The 16,985-nt window shown below is 61.8% G+C and carries 23 protein-coding genes and 1 tRNA gene; 13 read left to right on the top strand and 11 right to left on the bottom strand.

The features are described from left to right. The first annotated feature begins 61 nt into the window (after positions 1–61). From K5H97_RS16995 to K5H97_RS17035, 10 genes are all read left to right on the top strand, one after another. A complete protein-coding gene (locus K5H97_RS16995; protein WP_028691473.1) occupies positions 62–907 on the top strand; it encodes a DNA adenine methylase in 846 nt (281 codons plus the stop codon). A gap of 46 nt (positions 908–953) precedes the next feature. After that, positions 954–2,885 carry a DNA cytosine methyltransferase gene (locus K5H97_RS17000; protein WP_028691472.1) on the top strand — a complete coding sequence of 644 codons (1,932 nt, stop codon included), beginning with the start codon at positions 954–956 and terminating at the stop codon, positions 2,883–2,885. Positions 2,886–2,971: 86 nt separating this feature from the next. Further along, the gene (locus K5H97_RS29715) at positions 2,972–3,481 is read left to right on the top strand and encodes a hypothetical protein (RefSeq protein WP_051555699.1); all 510 of its coding nucleotides are present in this window, start codon (positions 2,972–2,974) and stop codon (positions 3,479–3,481) included. Beyond that, the gene (locus K5H97_RS17010) at positions 3,478–3,750 is read left to right on the top strand and encodes a hypothetical protein (RefSeq protein WP_028691471.1); all 273 of its coding nucleotides are present in this window, start codon (positions 3,478–3,480) and stop codon (positions 3,748–3,750) included. The genes K5H97_RS29715 and K5H97_RS17010 overlap by 4 nt, the downstream gene beginning before the upstream one ends. Continuing rightward, positions 3,747–3,911, top strand: a complete 165-nt coding sequence (locus tag K5H97_RS17015; RefSeq protein WP_155952698.1) for a hypothetical protein — start codon at positions 3,747–3,749, stop codon at positions 3,909–3,911. The genes K5H97_RS17010 and K5H97_RS17015 overlap by 4 nt, the downstream gene beginning before the upstream one ends. Positions 3,912–4,055: 144 nt before the next feature. Continuing rightward, positions 4,056–4,229 (top strand): hypothetical protein, encoded by a 174-nt coding sequence (locus K5H97_RS17020; RefSeq protein WP_155952697.1) that lies wholly within the window; start codon positions 4,056–4,058, stop codon positions 4,227–4,229. 67 nt (positions 4,230–4,296) lie between these two features. Beyond that, on the top strand, positions 4,297–4,620 hold the full coding sequence (locus K5H97_RS17025; protein ID WP_028691470.1) for a hypothetical protein: 324 nt from the start codon (positions 4,297–4,299) through the stop codon (positions 4,618–4,620). Between the two features lie 38 nt (positions 4,621–4,658). After that, positions 4,659–4,835 (top strand): hypothetical protein, encoded by a 177-nt coding sequence (locus K5H97_RS17030; RefSeq protein WP_169740505.1) that lies wholly within the window; start codon positions 4,659–4,661, stop codon positions 4,833–4,835. Between the two features lie 10 nt (positions 4,836–4,845). Next, complete coding sequence (locus tag K5H97_RS29720; protein ID WP_248691151.1) at positions 4,846–5,262, top strand: hypothetical protein; 417 nt, start codon at positions 4,846–4,848, stop codon at positions 5,260–5,262. Then, complete coding sequence (locus tag K5H97_RS17035) at positions 5,163–6,311, top strand: tyrosine-type recombinase/integrase (protein ID WP_248691153.1); 1,149 nt, start codon at positions 5,163–5,165, stop codon at positions 6,309–6,311. Before K5H97_RS29720 ends, K5H97_RS17035 begins: the two co-directional genes overlap by 100 nt. 82 nt (positions 6,312–6,393) lie before the next feature. Here the strand turns inward: K5H97_RS17035 and K5H97_RS17040 are convergent. The 9 genes from K5H97_RS17040 to thrS form a co-directional block, all read right to left on the bottom strand. Further along, positions 6,394–6,470, bottom strand: a tRNA-Pro gene (locus tag K5H97_RS17040). Positions 6,471–6,569: 99 nt separating this feature from the next. Continuing rightward, positions 6,570–6,926 carry a MerR family transcriptional regulator gene (locus K5H97_RS17045; RefSeq protein ID WP_011533210.1) on the bottom strand — a complete coding sequence of 119 codons (357 nt, stop codon included), beginning with the start codon at positions 6,924–6,926 and terminating at the stop codon, positions 6,570–6,572. Next, a complete protein-coding gene (gene ihfA / locus K5H97_RS17050; RefSeq protein WP_009394049.1) occupies positions 6,907–7,209 on the bottom strand; it encodes an integration host factor subunit alpha in 303 nt (100 codons plus the stop codon). Before ihfA ends, K5H97_RS17045 begins: the two co-directional genes overlap by 20 nt. Before the next feature lie 4 nt (positions 7,210–7,213). Beyond that, positions 7,214–9,595, bottom strand: a complete 2,382-nt coding sequence (gene pheT / locus K5H97_RS17055; protein WP_028691468.1) for a phenylalanine--tRNA ligase subunit beta — start codon at positions 9,593–9,595, stop codon at positions 7,214–7,216. Between the two features lie 31 nt (positions 9,596–9,626). Then, positions 9,627–10,643, bottom strand: a complete 1,017-nt coding sequence (pheS, locus tag K5H97_RS17060) for a phenylalanine--tRNA ligase subunit alpha (protein WP_028691467.1) — start codon at positions 10,641–10,643, stop codon at positions 9,627–9,629. A 111-nt stretch (positions 10,644–10,754) separates the two neighbouring features. Continuing rightward, positions 10,755–11,111 (bottom strand): 50S ribosomal protein L20, encoded by a 357-nt coding sequence (rplT, locus tag K5H97_RS17065; RefSeq protein ID WP_003250671.1) that lies wholly within the window; start codon positions 11,109–11,111, stop codon positions 10,755–10,757. Between the two features lie 28 nt (positions 11,112–11,139). Next, entirely contained in the window at positions 11,140–11,334 is a 195-nt protein-coding gene (gene rpmI / locus K5H97_RS17070; protein WP_003250667.1) for a 50S ribosomal protein L35, read from the bottom strand. 61 nt (positions 11,335–11,395) lie between these two features. Then, the gene (infC, locus tag K5H97_RS17075; RefSeq protein ID WP_011533207.1) at positions 11,396–11,947 is read right to left on the bottom strand and encodes a translation initiation factor IF-3; all 552 of its coding nucleotides are present in this window, start codon (positions 11,945–11,947) and stop codon (positions 11,396–11,398) included. Next, positions 11,947–13,869 carry a threonine--tRNA ligase gene (thrS, locus tag K5H97_RS17080; RefSeq protein ID WP_028691465.1) on the bottom strand — a complete coding sequence of 641 codons (1,923 nt, stop codon included), beginning with the start codon at positions 13,867–13,869 and terminating at the stop codon, positions 11,947–11,949. The genes infC and thrS overlap by 1 nt, the downstream gene beginning before the upstream one ends. Positions 13,870–14,202: 333 nt before the next feature. Between thrS and K5H97_RS17085 the strand changes: the two genes are divergently transcribed. Both K5H97_RS17085 and K5H97_RS17090 read left to right on the top strand, forming a co-directional pair. Further along, complete coding sequence (locus tag K5H97_RS17085; protein ID WP_028691464.1) at positions 14,203–14,505, top strand: hypothetical protein; 303 nt, start codon at positions 14,203–14,205, stop codon at positions 14,503–14,505. Between the two features lie 162 nt (positions 14,506–14,667). Then, positions 14,668–14,880 carry a cold-shock protein gene (locus K5H97_RS17090; RefSeq protein ID WP_007956027.1) on the top strand — a complete coding sequence of 71 codons (213 nt, stop codon included), beginning with the start codon at positions 14,668–14,670 and terminating at the stop codon, positions 14,878–14,880. A 208-nt stretch (positions 14,881–15,088) separates the two neighbouring features. Here K5H97_RS17090 and K5H97_RS17095 read toward each other — a convergent pair whose 3' ends face one another. Continuing rightward, positions 15,089–15,409 (bottom strand): I78 family peptidase inhibitor, encoded by a 321-nt coding sequence (locus K5H97_RS17095; RefSeq protein ID WP_028691463.1) that lies wholly within the window; start codon positions 15,407–15,409, stop codon positions 15,089–15,091. A 287-nt stretch (positions 15,410–15,696) separates the two neighbouring features. On the opposite strand from K5H97_RS17095, the gene K5H97_RS17100 reads away from it, so the two are divergent. Further along, the gene (locus K5H97_RS17100; RefSeq protein ID WP_028691462.1) at positions 15,697–15,909 is read left to right on the top strand and encodes a hypothetical protein; all 213 of its coding nucleotides are present in this window, start codon (positions 15,697–15,699) and stop codon (positions 15,907–15,909) included. Here K5H97_RS17100 and K5H97_RS17105 read toward each other — a convergent pair. Continuing rightward, positions 15,881–16,891, bottom strand: a complete 1,011-nt coding sequence (locus K5H97_RS17105; protein WP_051555698.1) for a nucleoside hydrolase — start codon at positions 16,889–16,891, stop codon at positions 15,881–15,883. The two genes, K5H97_RS17100 and K5H97_RS17105, sit on opposite strands and share 29 nt — an antisense overlap. Positions 16,892–16,985: the final 94 nt, after the last annotated feature.

Raw genomic sequence — 16,985 nt, forward strand, 5'->3', positions numbered from 1 at the left:
ACTTCCCCTATTCAACGATAACGCCTCCCCGGCGAGGGCGGTGCCTGCAATGGAGTGTTCCATGACCATCTCAGCGCCGGTGATCCGGTACCACGGCTCCAAGTTCCGGCTTGCGTCGTGGGTCACCCAGTATTTCCCGCGGCATACGTGCTATGTCGAGCCCTTTGGCGGCGCCGCCGGCGTTCTGATGCAGAAGCCCCGCTCCTATGCCGAGGTTTACAACGACCTGGACGGCGACATCGTGAACTTGTTCCGCGTGCTGCAGGACCCGAAAAGCCGGGTGGCGCTGTTTGAGGCGGTGGTTCTGACGCCCTATGCCAGGCAGGAGTTCGAGCGAGCCTGGGAGCCCTCCGAAGATCCAGTTGAACGTGCACGCCGCACCATCATCAGGGCGCAGATGGGCTTCGGCTCTGCCGGTGCCACCAAAGGCATAACCGGATTCCGGATCGACACCAAGCGCGAATACGGAACCGCCCAATCACTCTGGATCGAGTATCCAGAGTCGATCGCCACGATCGGGCTGCGACTGACTGGCGTTCTCATCGAAAACCGGCCGGCGATCGAGGTCATGCAGGCGCACGATGCCAGGACAACCCTGCACTACGTAGATCCGCCGTACGTGCACGAAACCAGATACAAAAACGCACAGAGCGGCCGGTACTACCGGCACGAGATGGACGACGCCCAGCACGCCGATCTGCTCAAGTCGTTGCTCGAGCTAGAAGGAATGGTCGCCCTTTCCGGATACCCCAGCGAGCTCTATGACGACACTCTGACCAACTGGACCAGGCACACCACATCAGCCCGGATATCTGCGGGCCGAGGGACAGCCTGCCGCACCGAATGCCTCTGGCTAAACCCTGCCTGCCAACGATCGAGCAGCCAATTCAGCCTGTTCGGCAGTTAACCCTCCTACTTTCGAATTCTTTCCGCCATCCAGGCGAGGACCGCCCATGTCTGCATTCCAGAAAAAGAACCCGCTCGACTTCAAAACCCAGTACGGCCTTGGCTTCGATCCGCAAGACGACGAGATCGTGGTCGACTTCTTCTGCGGTGGCGGCGGCGCCGGTACAGGCCTGGAGATGGGCCTGAGCCGCCCGGTGACAGTGGCCAAGAACCACAGCCCGGCGGCCATCAGCATGCACACCGCTAACCATCCGGCGGCGCGCCACTTCACTACCGACGTCTTCGACGGTGACCCGGACGAGGAATGCCAGGGCCGCGCCGTGGGCTGGTTCCACATGAGCCCTGATTGCACCCACCACAGCCAGGCCGCAGGTGGCCAGCCCCGCAAGCGCGAGATCCGAAACCTGTCGTGGATCGGCCTGAAGTGGGCCGGCAAGAAAAAGCCTCGGGTCATCAGCCTCGAGAACGTGAAGCAGATCCTGCAGTGGGGTCCGCTGATCTCCAAGCGCGACAAGGCCACCGGCCGGGTGATGAAGCTGGACGGCACTGTGGCCGCCGTCGGTGAGCGCGTACCGGTACAGCAGCAGTTCCTGGTGCCCGACCCGAAGCGACGCGGCATCACCTGGCGGCGCTTCGTGCAGCTGCTTGAGGGCATGGGCTACCAGGTGGAATGGCGGATCATCAAGGCCTGCGACTTCGGCGCGCCAACCAGCCGGGAACGGCTGTTCATGATCGCCCGCTGCGACGGTCAGCCGATTGTGTGGCCGGAGCCTACCCACGCCAAGAACCCAGCCAAGGGCCAGCAGAAGTGGCGCACCGCCGCCGACTGCATTGACTGGAACGTGCCGAGCAAGAGCATTTTCGGCCGCAAGAAGGACTTGGCAGCCGCCACCTTGCGCAGGGTGGCCAAAGGCATGAAGAAGTTCGTGCTGGACAACCCGCAGCCCTTCATCGTGCCGATCGCGAACTGGTCGGGCGAACTGGCCCAGTCTGCTGACGAGCCGCTGCGCACAGTCACATCCTGGCCACGGGGTGGCTCGTTCGCCATGGCGAGCCCAGTCATGGTCGGAGCTGGCGGCCCTGTGTATGCCGGCCACCCAGTAACAGCCGATCACCCCATGGGCACCTTGATGACGCGCAGCCACCGTGCACTGGCGTCGGCACACCTGGTCAAGTTCCGCTTCAACAGCGAGGGCGCGGCAATCACCGACCCGATGCCAACCATCACGAGTGGCGGAAACTACCAGCGTCCGGCCGGCGCCGCCCACGCCATGGGCATCTGCACTGCGTTTATCGAGCAGGCCAATGGTGGGTTCAACACCACCCCGGCCAAGGGCGCGGACGAGCCAATGACCACGGTAACCAACACCGGCAGCCAGCAGCGCCTGGTGACGGCTCACCTGGCAACCCTGCGCAACGGCAGTACCGGGCAACAGGCCGATGATCCACTGAGCACAGTTACGGCCGGCGAGCACCACGCACTGGTGGGAGCGAACCTCCTTCACCTTCGCGGCAACTGCGATGCCCGTGCTGTCGACGAGCCGCTGCATACCGTGAGTGCTGGCGGCACCCACCACGGCCTGGTCGAGTACAAGCTCTCGCCAGAGCATGAGGCCGGCGCCCTGCGCGTCGCTGCGTTCCTGATTAGCTACTACGGCACGGAGAACATCAGCGGCTGCGACTCACCTGCACCCACGGTAACCACCAAGGATCGCCTGGGCCTGGTGACCGTGTACGTGAAAGGTACCCCGTACGTGATCGTCGACATCTGCCTGCGCATGCTCCAGCCGCACGAGCTCTACCGCGCCCAGGGCTTCCCCTCCAGCTACATCATCGACAAGGGCGCCGACGGTAAGCCGTTCACCAAGACCGAGCAGGTGCACATGTGCGGCAACAGCGTCAGCCCGCCACCGATGGCTGCCCTGGCCCGCGCCAATGACCCGTGGCGGGTTGGTGCAGAGAAGTCCAAAGCAGCTTGAATCGGATGGAGCACATTTGTACTCCACCCAGCTGTAACCCCTCTCCCCTCTATTCACTGCCGCGATATGGCGGCCAAGGAATCGTCATGCCCGAAGGAAATCAGGCGGCACGCTGGTGCCCGGATGAATGCCCCATCACCGGGCGCCAGTTCTTCATGTGGATTGAACACCCTGATGGCAGCATGGTGCCGACCTATGGCGGCCCGTTAGACAGCTACACGATCCCGGTTCGTGATGGTGAAGAAGGCTTCTGCTGCGACCGGTTCGACCACGACCTGGGCGACTGGCGCGACAGCGAGACAGTCGGCCTGAAGTTGATCAACGACCAGAGCGACGAATGCGAGCACGGCCAAGTCGCCGAGCTGCTGGCGGAAATTGAACGACTCAAGGGCCGGAGCCGGACCATCACGCTCTCCGGCTGCGAGTTCACCGAGGACGATCTGCTCCGAAAGGCGGTGCGGATGATGAACGGCACCAGTCGACGCAAGACCCCACGCTGGGTGCTGATGAAGGATGTCTTCTGCTGTGGGTCTGGCGTCGCCCACGCGCTGTGCAGGCGCTTCGGCTTCGACCCGGACGAGGAGCTGAGTCGATGACCCGACTCGCCCTCTGCCTCCTGCTGCTGGCCACCGGCGCCAGCGCTGAGCAACTCACCGATGACATCAAGGTCGTGCACGACCAGAAGCGCTGCGCGACCTGCTGGGTGCTGTACGGCAGCTATGGCAGCCGGCAAGCGATCTTCTGCATCCCCGACAGCCAGCTGCAGGCCGGCAACGAGCGCCAGCTCTCACCGCACGAAACCCAACCAGAACCTACACCTGCTGCCGCGCCGGCGGCCTGGAATGATGAGAGGTATCAGCTGTGAGCAAGATGGATTTCGACGATTGGTACATGGTGCTGCGCGATATAGCGCGTAAGCACGGCGAGAACGTGTCGGACCGTCAGGCATGGCGTGAAGCCTGGGAGTTCGAGTACAGCTCGCCTGAAGAGGCCTTCTACAGCGAGTACCCGGAGCATCGACCATGACCGACCTGATCGAAGTGAAGACCTGCACCTGCCCATCCGGCGACGGCTCACTGCGCTGGCCGTGCCCGGTTCATCCGCCGAAGGAGGAACGCAAATGATCGCCCTCGCCTACATGGCCTATCTGATCTACAAAGGACCGCGACCATGAAAGCTCGCATGACCTACTGGAACGGCTCCTGGTGGTGCCGCCGCATGGGCTGCACCGGGCAAGGCGCGACAATGCGCGAGGCCTGGGACGACATGTGGAAGCTGTACTTCGAAGCCGTCCGCCCTGCACGCCCGCAGACCTTCCATTCGCCTCGCGTCCGCTGCGGCTGATTCCAGTTTAACCCCTCCCCCAACTACTCAAGCCCGCCGACATGCGCGGGCATGGAGAGCTATTGCCATGACGAAAGAAGAACTGGCCGGCCTGCCTGCGAAGGTCCTCACTGCGATCGAGGCCGGAAAAGCTGCGGCGGCTGCGTGCACCGACGACGGCGGCAGCGCCAACCTTGACCGCGTCGTCATCCCGGTGCCGGGCCTTCGAGCCAGCCAACTGCCAGAGCTGCCGGGGAAATTGTGGAAGCGCAGCGGCTGGCATCAGCAGGGTATTCACCTCGATACACCGTGGCCTGGCCAGGGCAACCAACACAGCGCCGGCGTGCAAGCCATGCATGCCTCACTCAAGGCGCAAGGCGTCAACTGCTACGTCTACTACCAGGTCGACTGAACACCAACCTGCCGCCACCGGCGGCGTGGAGACCATCCATGAACCTGATCGACTGCTACGTCACGAAGATCCTCGGCGAGCCGTACCGCAAGTTCGGCGCCTGGTGGGTCGATGTCGAGTACAACGCCTACGGCAAAACCAGCAAGACCCAGCTGATGGCCAGGACCGAAGAAGGTGCCCGGCGCTTTCAGGTAGGGCACCACTTCTTGGCCTGAGGAGGCCCACATGGCAAACGCCACCGCTGCAGTGCAGCCAGGCCTGCTGCCGAGAATCATCCGGGCCGGCGAGGCGCCCGGATATCTCGGCATGTGCAAGGACGAATTCAAGAACACCGTGAGGCCATACGTCCGCGAGTTCCCAATAGGGAAGCAGGGAATCGGCTTCGATCGCCTCGAGCTGGACGCATGGGTCGACGCCTACATCGATGCCATGGCCGTTGAAAAGGCGAGCAATCAGGACAACAATCGGCCCCGCAGCGAGCGCCAGGGGAAGACCGACAAGGAGAACCCATGGCCAAAAAGGCAATCACAGGCCTCCAGAAAATGCCCAGCGGCATCTGGAAAATCGACAAAATCTACAGAGGGGAGCGAATTCAAGAGAGCACTGGCACTTGTGACCGGGAAGAAGCGGAGCAGTACCTGATCCACCTGCTGGAGAAAATGCGCCAGCGCAAGGTGTACGGTGTTCGCGAGATCAAGACCTTCGACCAGGCCGCGGCGCGATACCTGGTCGAGCACAAGGACCAGCCATCGATCAGGCTGACTGCGCTGTACCTGGACCAGGTCATGCCCTACCTGGGCAGCCTGCCACTGACGCACATCGACGATGCAGCCTTGGCTCCGTACATCCGGGACCGCAAGGCCGGGGCTGTGCTACCGGATGGGAAAGTGAAGGTAGGCGTCAGCAACAGGACCATCAACATCGCGATCGAGCGCGTGATCAGGGTCCTGTCGCTGGCGTGTAGGAAGTGGCGGGATGAGGAGCGCCGACCATGGCTTGACAGCGTTCCGCTGCTGACCAAGCTCGAGGAGAAGAAGGCGAGCCGGAAGCCCTACCCCATGTCATGCGAGGAGCAGTCGGTTCTCTTCGCTGAGTTGCCCGACCACCTGCAGCGCATGGCCCTGTTCAAGGTGAACACCGGCTGTCGCGAGCAAGAGGTCTGCAAGTTGAGGTGGGACTGGGAAATCTTCGTCCCCGAGCTCGACACCAGCGTGTTCCTGATCCCGGCAGAGTTCGGCGGCCGGCATGAGAACTCTGGGGTGAAGAACAGGGACGAGCGCCTGGTTGTGCTGAACAGCGTGGCGCGGTCAATCATCGAGAAGCAGCGCGGGATCAGCAGGGAATGGGTGTTCCCCTACAACGGCACTGCGATGCATCGGATGAACGACTCGGCGTGGAAGAAGGCGCGAGTGCGCGCGGCCAAGCTCTGGCAGGAGCAGCATTTGAGGCCGGCGCATCCCGGGTTCGCTTCGATACGCATCCACGACCTGAAGCATACCTTCGGCAGGCGCCTGAAAGCAGCAGGTGTAACGGAGGAAGATCGGAAGTCGCTGCTGGGCCACAAGAACGGAAGCGTGACCAGCCACTATTCGGGCGCCGAGCTCGGGCAGTTGATCGAAGCGGCGAACAAGGTATCGGCCACCGACTCGCGCGGTCCGGTGCTGACGATTTTGAAGAGGAGGATCGGGTAAGAAATTGGGCGAAGTCACTCGAAAAGTCACTAGGCCCAGAAATAACAAAGCCACCCGAAGGTGGCTAAGTCATTGAGGTATATGGTCGGGACGGAGTGATTCGAACACTCGACCCCTTGCACCCCATGCAAGTGCGCTACCGGGCTGCGCTACGCCCCGACATCATTCTCTATACCGCTGAGAACGTTGAAGAATGTAACCTAACCTTTTGAATAATGGAAGCTTTTTTTCAAAAATTTCCACTCGTCGCCAATCAGGTCACTTCTTCAACACCACCAACACATCCTCCAACTCCGCAATCATCTGCCGAATCAGCTGCTTGTACTGGCTGGACTCATCCTTGACCTCATCACTGGAGAGCCTTAACCGCGCCCCGCCAATGGTAAAGCCCTGGTCATACAGCAAAGCGCGGATCTGGCGGATCATCAGCACATCCTGGCGCTGATAATACCGCCGGTTGCCACGGCGCTTCACCGGGTTGAGCTGCGGAAATTCCTGCTCCCAGTAGCGCAGCACGTGCGGTTTTACCGCACAGAGCTCGCTGACTTCACCAATGGTGAAGTAGCGTTTGCCCGGGATGGGGGGCAGCTCGTCGTTATGGCTTGGTTCCAGCATAGGCCTCTACCCGGGCTTTCAGCTTCTGCCCTGGACGAAAGGTGACGACGCGGCGCGCGGTGATCGGGATCTCTTCCCCTGTTTTAGGGTTGCGGCCCGGCCGCTGGCGTTTGTCGCGAAGGTCGAAGTTGCCGAAACCGGACAACTTGACCTGCTCGTTGTCTTCAAGCGCGTGCCGAATTTCTTCGAAAAACAGCTCGACCAGCTCCTTGGCCTCACGCTTGTTAAGCCCCAGCTCCTCGTACAGCCTTTCGGCCATCTCAGCTTTCGTCAGAGCACCCATGCCGTTATTTCCTTAACGTGGTGTTCAACCTTTGTTCAAGCGAGGTGAGGATGGTTTGCAGGGTTTCATTCACCTCATCGTCGTTAAGAGTGCGCGATGGATGTTGCCAGGTCAAGCCGACGGCCAGGCTTTTTCTATCAGGATCAATGCCTTTACCCTGGTAGACGTCAAACAGCCTGAGGTCTGTGAGCCATTCGCCTGCATTGTCACGAATTACTTCAAGCACGGAGCTCGAAGCTACATCACGACCTGCGATCAAGGCCAGGTCACGACGGGTTTCCGGGAACTTGGACAGCTCGCTGAACTTCGGCAGGCGGCCTTCGACTACATCACCGAGCACCAGCTCGAAGACGAACACCGGGCGGTCGAGGCCGAGGGTCTTGGCCAGCTCCGGGTGGATGGCGCCGAGGTGGCCGACTTCCTTGCCGTCGCGCTCGATGCGGGCGGTTTGGCCTGGGTGCAGGGCTGGGTGCTTGCCGGCGACAAAGCTGAAGTCGCTCAGGGCGCCCGAGTAGCCCAGCAGGGCTTCCACGTCGGCTTTGACGTCGAAGAAGTCGATGCCGTCGCGACCGTTCGCCCAGCCTTCTGGCAGGCGGCTGCCGGTGACGACGCCGGCGATCATCGGCTGCTGCTTGAGGTCACCGAGCTGGCCGACGAAGCGCAGGCCGCTTTCGAACAGGCGCACGCGGTCTTGCTGGCGGTTGAGGTTGTGCTGCATCGCCTTGACCAGGCCCGGCCACAGCGAGGCGCGCATGGCGGCCATGTCGCTGGAGATGGGGTTGGCCAGCAGCAGCGGCTCGACGCCCGGGGTGAACAGCTCGAACAGTTTCGGGTCGATGAAGCTGTAGGTGATGGCTTCCTGGTAGCCGCGGGCGACCAGCAGACGGCGCAGGTTCGGCAGCTCGCCGCGGGTTTCCGGGCGGGCTTGCGGGGCCAGGCGGGCCTGCGGGTAGCGCACCGGCAGGTTGTTGTAGCCGTACAGGCGGGCCAGCTCTTCGATCAGGTCGACTTCCAGGCTGACGTCGAAGCGGTGGCTTGGGACGGTGACCGTCCACTGCCCTGCCCCATTGGCGCTGGTCTTCAGCTCCAGGGCGTTGAGCAGCTGCTCGACCTGGGCAGCGTCCATCTCCATGCCGAGCATCTGGGTGATGCGTTCGGCGCGCAGGGTGATCGGCGCGATATTCGGCAGGTGCTGCTCGCTCACGGTCTCGACGATCGGACCGGCTTCGCCGCCGACGATCTCCAGCACCAGGGCGGTGGCGCGCTCCATGGCTTCACGGGCCAGTTGCGAGTCCACGCCGCGCTCGTAGCGGTGCGAGGCGTCGGTGTGCAGGCCGTAGGAACGGGCCTTGCCGGCAACGGAAATCGGCTCGAAGAAGGCGCTCTCGAGGAACAGATCGCGGGTCTTCTCGGTATTGACGCCGCTGTGCTCGCCACCCATCACGCCGGCAATGGCCAGGGCGCGGGTGTGGTCGGCGATCACCAGGGTGTCGGCGCGCAGGGCGACTTCCTGGCCGTCCAGCAGGACGAGCTTCTCGCCCTCCTCGGCCATGCGTACGCGAATGCCGCCGTTGATTTCGGCGAGGTCGAAGGCGTGCATCGGCTGGCCGAGCTCGAGCATCACGTAGTTGGTGATGTCGACGGCGGCGTCGATGCTGCGCACGTCGCTGCGGCGCAGGCGCTCGACCATCCACAGCGGGGTCGGCTTGCTCAGGTCGACGTTGCGGATCACGCGGCCCAGGTAGCGCGGGCAAGCGGCCGGGGCGCTGACTTCGACCGGGCGCACTTCGTCGTGGGCGGCCGGTACCGCTGGCACCACCGGGCGGGTGACCGGCACGTCGTACAGGGCGCTGACGTCACGGGCAAGGCCGGCCAGGGACAGGCAGTCACCGCGGTTCGGGGTCAGGCCGATCTCGATGCTGGCGTCGTCCAGGTTCAGGTACTTGCGAATGTCTTCGCCAACCGGGGCGTCAGCCGCCAGTTCCAGCAGGCCGTCGTTCTCTTCGCTGATCTGCAGCTCGGAAGCCGAGCAGAGCATGCCGAACGACTCGACGCCGCGCAGCTTGGCCTTCTTGATCTTGAAGTCGCCCGGCAGTTCGGCGCCGATCATGGCGAACGGGATCTTGATGCCTGGGCGGGCATTCGGGGCGCCGCAGACCACCTGGAAGGTCTCTGCGCCGTTGCTCACCTGGCACACGCGCAGCTTGTCGGCGTCCGGGTGTTGTTCGGTGGTGAGGATCTCGCCCACCACGATGCCGCTGAACTGGCCGGCAGCGGGGGTCACGCTGTCGACTTCGAGGCCGGCCATGGACAGGCGGGCAACCAGTTCGTCACGGGAGACTTGCGGGTTTACCCAACCGCGCAGCCACTGTTCACTGAATTTCATGCTGTTCTCCTGAAGGTTGCGTCAATTGGGCCTAGCGGAATTGAGCCAAGAACCGCAGGTCGTTGTCGAAGAACAGACGCAAATCGTTGACGCCATAGCGCAGCATGGCCAGGCGCTCGGCGCCCATGCCGAAGGCGAAGCCCTGGAACTCTTCCGGGTCGATGCCGGACATGCGCAGCACGTTCGGGTGGACCATGCCGCAGCCCATCACTTCCAGCCAGCCGGTCTGCTTGCACACGCGGCAGCCCTTGCCGGAACACATCACGCACTGGATGTCGACTTCGGCGGAAGGCTCGGTGAAGGGGAAGAACGACGGGCGGAAGCGCACGGCCAGTTCTTTCTCGAAGAACACCCGCAGGAACTCTTCGATGGTGCCCTTGAGGTCGGCGAAGTTGATGCCACGGTCGATCAGCAGGCCTTCGACCTGGTGGAACATCGGCGAGTGGGTGATATCGGAGTCGCAACGGTACACACGGCCTGGGCAGACGATGCGGATCGGCGGCTGGGTGCTTTCCATGGTGCGCACCTGTACCGGCGAGGTGTGGGTGCGCAGCAGCATGTTGGCGTTGAAATAGAAGGTGTCGTGCATCGCCCGGGCCGGGTGGTGGCCGGGGATGTTGAGCGCTTCGAAGTTGTGGTAGTCGTCTTCGACCTCGGGGCCTTCGGCGATGCCGTAGCCGATGTGGGTGAAGAACTGCTCGATGCGCTCGAGAGTACGGGTGATCGGGTGCAGCCCGCCGGTGGTCTGGCCACGGCCTGGCAGGGTGACGTCGATGCATTCGGCGGCCAGGCGAGCGTTGAGCTCAGCCTCTTCAAAGCCGGCCTTGCGTGCGTTGAGCACGTCGGTGACGCGTTCCTTGGCGTCGTTGATCAGCGCGCCGACCTTGGGGCGCTCTTCGGCTGGCAGGTTGCCCAGGGTCTTCATCACCTGGGTCAGTTCGCCTTTCTTGCCGAGGAATTGAACCCGGATCTGTTCCAGGGTAGTGATGTCTTCAGCGCGTTCCACGGCCTCGAGGGCTTGGGCGACCAGCGCGTCCAGGTTTTCCATGTACAGACTCCAGATACGAAAATAGGGGAAGAGCTTTTGAAGGCTCTTCCCCTATCCGATGACGTTTTACACCCGACGGCGCAGGCGCCGCCGGATGATTGTCGTGGGTACTTAAGCCAGTACGGCTTTAGCCTTCTCGACAATCGCAGCAAACGCCGCTTTTTCGTTCACTGCCAGATCGGCCAGAACCTTACGGTCGATTTCGATCGAAGCCTTTTTCAGGCCAGCAATCAGACGGCTGTACGACAGACCGTTGGTGCGGGCACCGGCGTTGATACGAGCGATCCACAGTGCGCGGAACTGACGCTTCTTCTGACGACGGTCGCGGTAGGCGTATTGGCCTGCCTTGATGACCGCCTGCTTGGCAACGCGGAATACGCGCGAGCGTGCACCGTAGTAGCCTTTAGCCAGTTTCAGAATTTTCTTGTGACGCTTACGAGCGATGACGCCACGCTTTACACGAGCCATGAGTAACTTCCTCTATCTTTGACCGAAATTAACGTACGCGCAGCATGCGCTCGACTTTTGCCACGTCAGACGGGTGCAGCAGGCTGGCACCGCGCAGTTGACGCTTACGCTTGGTCGACATTTTGGTCAGGATGTGGCTCTTGAAAGCGTGCTTGTGCTTGAAGCCGGAAGCGGTTTTCAGGAAACGCTTCGCAGCACCGCTCTTGGTTTTCATTTTTGGCATGTTGGAACTCCGCATTCGATAAAATTACACAATAATCATCAGGCCTGCCGTGCCCGGGAGATTACTTCTTCTTTTTGGGGGCGATGACCATCATAAGCTGGCGTCCTTCCATCTTCGGATGCTGCTCAACGGTGCCGTATTCGGCGAGGTCGGTTTCGACCCGCTTCAACAGCTCCATGCCCAGCTCCTGGTGGGCCATCTCACGGCCGCGGAATCTCAGAGAGATCTTGGCCTTGTCCCCATCGCTAAGGAAACGTACCAGGTTGCGTAGTTTTACCTGGTAATCCCCTTCTTCCGTCCCTGGACGAAACTTGATTTCTTTGATCTGGATCTGCTTCTGGTTCTTCTTGGCTTCGTTGGCCTGCTTCTTCTTCTCGAAGAGGTGCTTGCCGTAGTCCATCACCTTGCAGACGGGCGGTTGCGCGTCTGCAGAGATTTCCACCAGATCCAGCTTCGCTTCATCAGCGATACGCAGCGCTTCATCAATCGAGACGATGCCAATCTGCTCGCCGTCAGCACCAATTAACCGAACCTCGCGTGCCGAGATATTCTCGTTGATCGGGGCTTTCGGTGCAGTTCGTTTATCGTTTCTCATTTCACGCTTAATAGTCATTACTCCGATTCTTGGCGACCACGCCGGGAAACCGCTTGCGACAGCAGCTCAGCGAACTGCGCGACGGGCATCGAGCCCAGGTCTGCGCCTTCGCGGGTGCGCACAGCGACGGTTTGCGTTTCGACTTCGCGATCCCCTATAACCAAAAGGTAAGGGACACGCAGCAACGTATGCTCGCGGATTTTAAAGCCGATCTTCTCATTTCTCAAGTCCGACTTGGCACGGAATCCGCTACCGTTCAGGGCTTTTTCCACCTCAAGGGCGAAATCGGCCTGCTTGTCGGTGATGTTCATGATCACGGCTTGGGTCGGGGCGAGCCAGGCCGGGAACACGCCGGCGTAGTGCTCGATGAGCATGCCGATGAAGCGTTCGAACGAGCCGAGGATGGCGCGGTGCAGCATCACCGGACGCACACGGCTGTTGTCTTCGGCGATGTAGCTGGCGTCCAGGCGCTCCGGCAGGTTCGGGTCGTACTGCAGGGTGCCGCACTGCCAGTTACGGCCGAGGCAGTCGCGCAGGGTGAACTCGATCTTCGGACCGTAGAACGCGCCCTCGCCCGGCTGGTATTCCCACTCCAGGCCCGACTCGTTCAGGGCGTCGGCCAGCGCGCCTTCGGCGCGGTCCCATAGCTCTTCGGAACCCACGCGCTTGGCGGGGCGGGTCGAGAGTTTCATGGCGACGTCGGTGAAACCGAAGTCCTTGTACACATCCAGGGTCAGCTTGATGAAGTCGGCGGCTTCTTTCTTCACCTGGTCTTCGGTGCAGAAGATGTGCGCGTCGTCTTGCACAAAGCCACGCACGCGCATGATGCCGTGCAGGGCGCCGGACGGCTCGTTACGGTGGCAGGCACCGAACTCGGCCAGGCGCAGCGGCAGGTCGCGGTACGATTTGAGGCCCTGGTTGAACACCTGCACGTGGCACGGGCAGTTCATCGGTTTTACCGCGTAGTCGCGGTTTTCCGACGAAGTGGTGAACATGTTCTCGGCGTAGTTGGACCAGTGGCCGGAACGCTCCCAGAGGATGCGGTCGACGACCTGCGGGGTCTTGATCTCCTGGTAGCCGTTTTCACGCTGAACCTGGCGCATGTACTGCTCGAGCACCTGGTACACGGTCCAGCCGTTGGCGTGCCAGAACACCATGCCCGGGGCTTCTTCCTGCAGGTGGAACAGGTCGAGCTGCTTGCCGATCTTGCGGTGGTCGCGTTTTTCGGCTTCTTCGATGCGCTGGATGTAGGCGGCCAGCTGCTTCTTGTCGGCCCAGGCGGTGCCGTACACGCGTTGCAGCTGCTCGTTCTTGGCATCGCCGCGCCAGTAGGCGCCGCTCAGCTTGGTCAGCTTGAATGCCTTGAGGAAACGAGTATTCGGCACGTGCGGGCCACGGCACATGTCGACGTATTCTTCGTGGTAGTACAGGCCCATGGCCTGTTCATCCGGCATGTCCTCGACCAGGCGCAGCTTGTAGTCTTCGCCACGCTGGGTGAACACGTCGATGACTTCGGCGCGCGGGGTCATCTTCTTGACGACGTCGTAGTCCGTGTCGATCAGCTGCTGCATGCGCTTTTCGATGGCGGCGAGGTCGTCCGGGGTGAAGGGACGCTCGTAGGCGATGTCGTAATAGAAGCCTTCGTCGATCACCGGGCCGATCACCATGCGGGCGGTCGGGTACAGCTGCTTCACCGCGTGGCCGATCAGGTGGGCGCACGAGTGACGGATGATCTCCAGTCCCTCTTCATCTTTAGGGGTGATGATCTGCAGGGTGGCGTCGTGGTCGATCTTGTCGCAGGCATCGACGAGCTTGCCGTCGACCTTGCCGGCCAAGGTGGCCTTGGCGAGGCCCGCACCAATGGATGCGGCGACTTCGGCTACGGATACCGGCTGGTCGAACGTGCGTTGACTGCCATCGGGAAGAGTAATAACGGGCATGGCGCCTCCTCTCCTAGTGGTGACCCCTACCAAAGGTCACGTGGGTTGGGATGAGCCAGTACAAGATCCGCCCTGCCTTTCCCGCGGGAAAGCCTGCCTCACAGTGGCAGAGACCTTTCGGCCTGCCAGGGTCGAACCAGAGTGACTGGAAGGTAAAAGTTGCAGGCTGCCGGTGGCGAGCCGCAAGCCGAGCATGCTAGCACGCGGGTTGCACCGGGTCGCGGAAATATTTGGAAATTACGCCGCCGGGGTGAACTTGTACGGAAAATTTCCTATCAGACCTTCTGAAGCAACCTACTCTTGATGAGACCTTTACCCAAGGAGTGTCCGGTTATGCGACTTCAGTCCCTTCTGGCTGCCTGCGCCGCAAGCGCCCTGCTGCTGCCTTTGGCTGCCAATGCAGGCAATTTCCCCGCCGGTAAGGAAGCGCACTACATGACCCAGTGCCAACAGGTGGCGAGCGGCCAGGGCGTGGACGCGGCGATGGCGAAGAAGCACTGCGAGTGTGGCGCCCAAGCCATCAAAAAGAACTTCAACGATAAGGAGATCGAAGACCTCGACAGCCAGGACGGCGTTGACGCCAAGCTGATGCAGAAGGCCCAGCAGGTGGTTCAGGCCTCCTGCAAGCCGAAATAACCAGGGTTAGCGGGCCATTTCACGCATCTTTTGCGCTGGATCAACATCCTGCGAAGGTAAAAGGCGCTAGATGCGTAGAAATGGACTATAGTGTCGTCGGTGCCACTGAAGCTTCGCGACATTGCACCCCGATAAAAAATCATGTTTCTGGAGATTCACCCCATGTCCAATCGCCAAACCGGCACCGTCAAGTGGTTCAACGATGAGAAAGGCTTCGGCTTCATCACTCCTCAAGGCGGCGGCGACGACCTGTTCGTACACTTCAAGGCTATCGAAACCGACGGTTTCAAAAGCCTGAAAGAAGGCCAAACTGTTTCCTTCGTCGCCGAAAAAGGCCAGAAGGGCATGCAGGCTGCGCAGGTTCGTCCGGAGTAATTTTCGGATAGCTGCAAAAAAACCCGCCACTTGTGGCGGGTTTTTTATTGCCTGCCAGAATCACGCAGTACCTTTGTGGGAGCGGCCTTGCGTCGCGATAGGGCCGCAAAGCGGCCCCGGCGATCTGTGTTGTGGCGACGAACTTGGGGCCGCTGCGCACCCCTATCGCGACACAAGGCCGCTCCAGGGGGCCAATTCTGGGCTTGGATCAACCGCAGTTGACGCGGGTAACCACACCCTTGTCGTCGACATTCAGGTTCAGCCGCTCGGAGCGGTATTCCAGGGTGATCATGTCGTGAGGCTTGAGGATGCGCGCCATCTGCGAGCCACTAGCCTTGCGCGCCTGCTCCAACAACTCTGGCGAGGCCAGCTTGCCGATGGTGAAGTCGGCGCCACTGGCTTCGCAGCGGCCATCATTGCCGGCCGGGGTGGCCTGGGTACTGCTGCCGCCCGAGGAGCCACCGGTGCTGCAACCTGTCAGAACGGAAGCCACCAGCAAGGTCGCCAGGGAAGCGCGGGTACGGAACATGAATCCTCCTAAATAAATCCGGGAACTGCCTGATGCGACAATTCCTCCAGGCATTTGTTGCACAACCGCACGATTCTGCCTGACTCGGCCACTTGACGCGAAAGGCAATCGTCACCGGATTTTGCACCGAACCGTCGGTTCGGCCAACCGCGCCTCTTATGCTTAAGTCGCAGGTGCCGTCACGCAAAGGCATGATTTACTGCAAGAAGCGGAGCGCGAAACGCCTCCCCTTCGAACGCCAGGACGCGGTATTCGACCTTTCACCCAGGCCCAGCGAGAACCGCCCCATGAGCAGCCATAGCATCGACGCCGATATCAAGGTCAAGTGGGACGAGGGCCAGAGCGCCTACAGCCCGAGCACACCTGAAGAACTGATGCTGATCGCCGTCGACCTGCTGGTGCGCGACCGCGGGGGTGACGCGGCGCGCAGCTTCATCGAGCAAGTGCTCGAGCGCCACGCGCCGCACGAGGCTATTTCAATCGCGCCAGGCGGGCGCTGAGCAGGTCGAAGAAGCCCTGGGCGTCGCCCCCCTCGATCCACATCACGTTGGCCGGCTGCTTGAGCACGCCGTACCAGTCGGCGATGGTCTGACCGAAGGTCGGGCCTTCACGGCTGTCGACTACCATGTGCACCTGGCGGCCCTTGAACAGTTCGGGCTTGAGCAGGTAGGCGATGACGCTGGCGTCGTGCACCGGGCCGCCGGGCATGCCGTAGTTGTCCATGTCGAACTTGATGTAGGCGTTGAGGATGTCCACCACCAGCTTGCTGGCATTGTTGTTCACCGCCGCCAGCTGCTTGAGGCGGGCGTCGCTGGTGAGCACCTTGTGGGTGACGTCCAGCGGCAGGTAGGTCAGCTTGACGCCGCTGGCCAGCACCACTTCGGCGGCGTGGGGGTCGGCGAACAGGTTGAATTCGGCGGCCGGGGTGATGTTGCCGCCGTTGAAGTGGGCGCCACCCATCACCACCACTTCCTTGATGCCGTTGACGATCTCGGGTTTCTGGATCAGCGCCAGGGCCAGGTTGGTCTGCGGGCCGAGCATGGCCACGGTGATGCTGTGGGGCTCAGCAGCGCTCAGGGTGTCGATCAGGTACTGCACGGCATTGCCGTTGGCCAGGGGCTTTTTCGGTTCGTGGACCTGGACGCCGGTCAGGCCTTCCTCGCCGTGGACGTTGGCGGCGTAGATCGGCGTGCGCACCATCGGCCGCCCTGCCCCGGCGTACACCGGGATCTCTTCGCGGCCTGCCCATTCGCGGGCCAGACGGGCGTTGCGCGAGGTCTTTTCCAGACGCACGTTGCCAGCCACGGTAGTGATGGCGCGGATCTTCAGTTCCTCGGGCGAGGCCATGGCCAGCAGCAGGGCCACCACGTCATCGGCGCCGGGGTCGGTATCGATGATCAGGTCGCGGGGCGCGGCCATGACGGCAGTGGCGGCTAGCGCGGACATGAGGACGGCTCCTTGGAGCAGGGATTTGAGGGACATTTAGCACTCCTTGTTGCTAGGGGATGGTTTCAACGGGAGCCGCTTTGCGGCCCTTTCGCCGGCAAGCCGCCCCCACAACCCAACCCGTGGGGGC

The sequence above is a fragment of the Pseudomonas mosselii genome, from assembly GCF_019823065.1.
Classification (GTDB): domain Bacteria; phylum Pseudomonadota; class Gammaproteobacteria; order Pseudomonadales; family Pseudomonadaceae; genus Aquipseudomonas; species Aquipseudomonas mosselii.

What these genes read in the sequence shown, in the direction of transcription:
- K5H97_RS16995 (WP_028691473.1), top strand. Translation starts at nt 62, where the DNA reads ATGACCATCTCAGCGCCGGTGATCCGGTACCACGGCTCCAAGTTCCGG.
- K5H97_RS17000 (WP_028691472.1), top strand. Translation starts at nt 954, where the DNA reads ATGTCTGCATTCCAGAAAAAGAACCCGCTCGACTTCAAAACCCAGTAC.
- K5H97_RS29715 (WP_051555699.1), top strand. Translation starts at nt 2,972, where the DNA reads ATGCCCGAAGGAAATCAGGCGGCACGCTGGTGCCCGGATGAATGCCCC.
- K5H97_RS17010 (WP_028691471.1), top strand. Translation starts at nt 3,478, where the DNA reads ATGACCCGACTCGCCCTCTGCCTCCTGCTGCTGGCCACCGGCGCCAGC.
- K5H97_RS17020 (WP_155952697.1), top strand. Translation starts at nt 4,056, where the DNA reads ATGAAAGCTCGCATGACCTACTGGAACGGCTCCTGGTGGTGCCGCCGC.
- K5H97_RS17025 (WP_028691470.1), top strand. Translation starts at nt 4,297, where the DNA reads ATGACGAAAGAAGAACTGGCCGGCCTGCCTGCGAAGGTCCTCACTGCG.
- K5H97_RS17030 (WP_169740505.1), top strand. Translation starts at nt 4,659, where the DNA reads ATGAACCTGATCGACTGCTACGTCACGAAGATCCTCGGCGAGCCGTAC.
- K5H97_RS29720 (WP_248691151.1), top strand. Translation starts at nt 4,846, where the DNA reads ATGGCAAACGCCACCGCTGCAGTGCAGCCAGGCCTGCTGCCGAGAATC.
- K5H97_RS17035 (WP_248691153.1), top strand. Translation starts at nt 5,163, where the DNA reads ATGCCCAGCGGCATCTGGAAAATCGACAAAATCTACAGAGGGGAGCGA.
- K5H97_RS17045 (WP_011533210.1), bottom strand. Translation starts at nt 6,926, where the DNA reads ATGCTGGAACCAAGCCATAACGACGAGCTGCCCCCCATCCCGGGCAAA.
- ihfA (WP_009394049.1), bottom strand. Translation starts at nt 7,209, where the DNA reads ATGGGTGCTCTGACGAAAGCTGAGATGGCCGAAAGGCTGTACGAGGAG.
- pheT (WP_028691468.1), bottom strand. Translation starts at nt 9,595, where the DNA reads ATGAAATTCAGTGAACAGTGGCTGCGCGGTTGGGTAAACCCGCAAGTC.
- pheS (WP_028691467.1), bottom strand. Translation starts at nt 10,643, where the DNA reads ATGGAAAACCTGGACGCGCTGGTCGCCCAAGCCCTCGAGGCCGTGGAA.
- rplT (WP_003250671.1), bottom strand. Translation starts at nt 11,111, where the DNA reads ATGGCTCGTGTAAAGCGTGGCGTCATCGCTCGTAAGCGTCACAAGAAA.
- rpmI (WP_003250667.1), bottom strand. Translation starts at nt 11,334, where the DNA reads ATGCCAAAAATGAAAACCAAGAGCGGTGCTGCGAAGCGTTTCCTGAAA.
- infC (WP_011533207.1), bottom strand. Translation starts at nt 11,947, where the DNA reads ATGACTATTAAGCGTGAAATGAGAAACGATAAACGAACTGCACCGAAA.
- thrS (WP_028691465.1), bottom strand. Translation starts at nt 13,869, where the DNA reads ATGCCCGTTATTACTCTTCCCGATGGCAGTCAACGCACGTTCGACCAG.
- K5H97_RS17085 (WP_028691464.1), top strand. Translation starts at nt 14,203, where the DNA reads ATGCGACTTCAGTCCCTTCTGGCTGCCTGCGCCGCAAGCGCCCTGCTG.
- K5H97_RS17090 (WP_007956027.1), top strand. Translation starts at nt 14,668, where the DNA reads ATGTCCAATCGCCAAACCGGCACCGTCAAGTGGTTCAACGATGAGAAA.
- K5H97_RS17095 (WP_028691463.1), bottom strand. Translation starts at nt 15,409, where the DNA reads ATGTTCCGTACCCGCGCTTCCCTGGCGACCTTGCTGGTGGCTTCCGTT.
- K5H97_RS17100 (WP_028691462.1), top strand. Translation starts at nt 15,697, where the DNA reads ATGAGCAGCCATAGCATCGACGCCGATATCAAGGTCAAGTGGGACGAG.
- K5H97_RS17105 (WP_051555698.1), bottom strand. Translation starts at nt 16,891, where the DNA reads ATGTCCCTCAAATCCCTGCTCCAAGGAGCCGTCCTCATGTCCGCGCTA.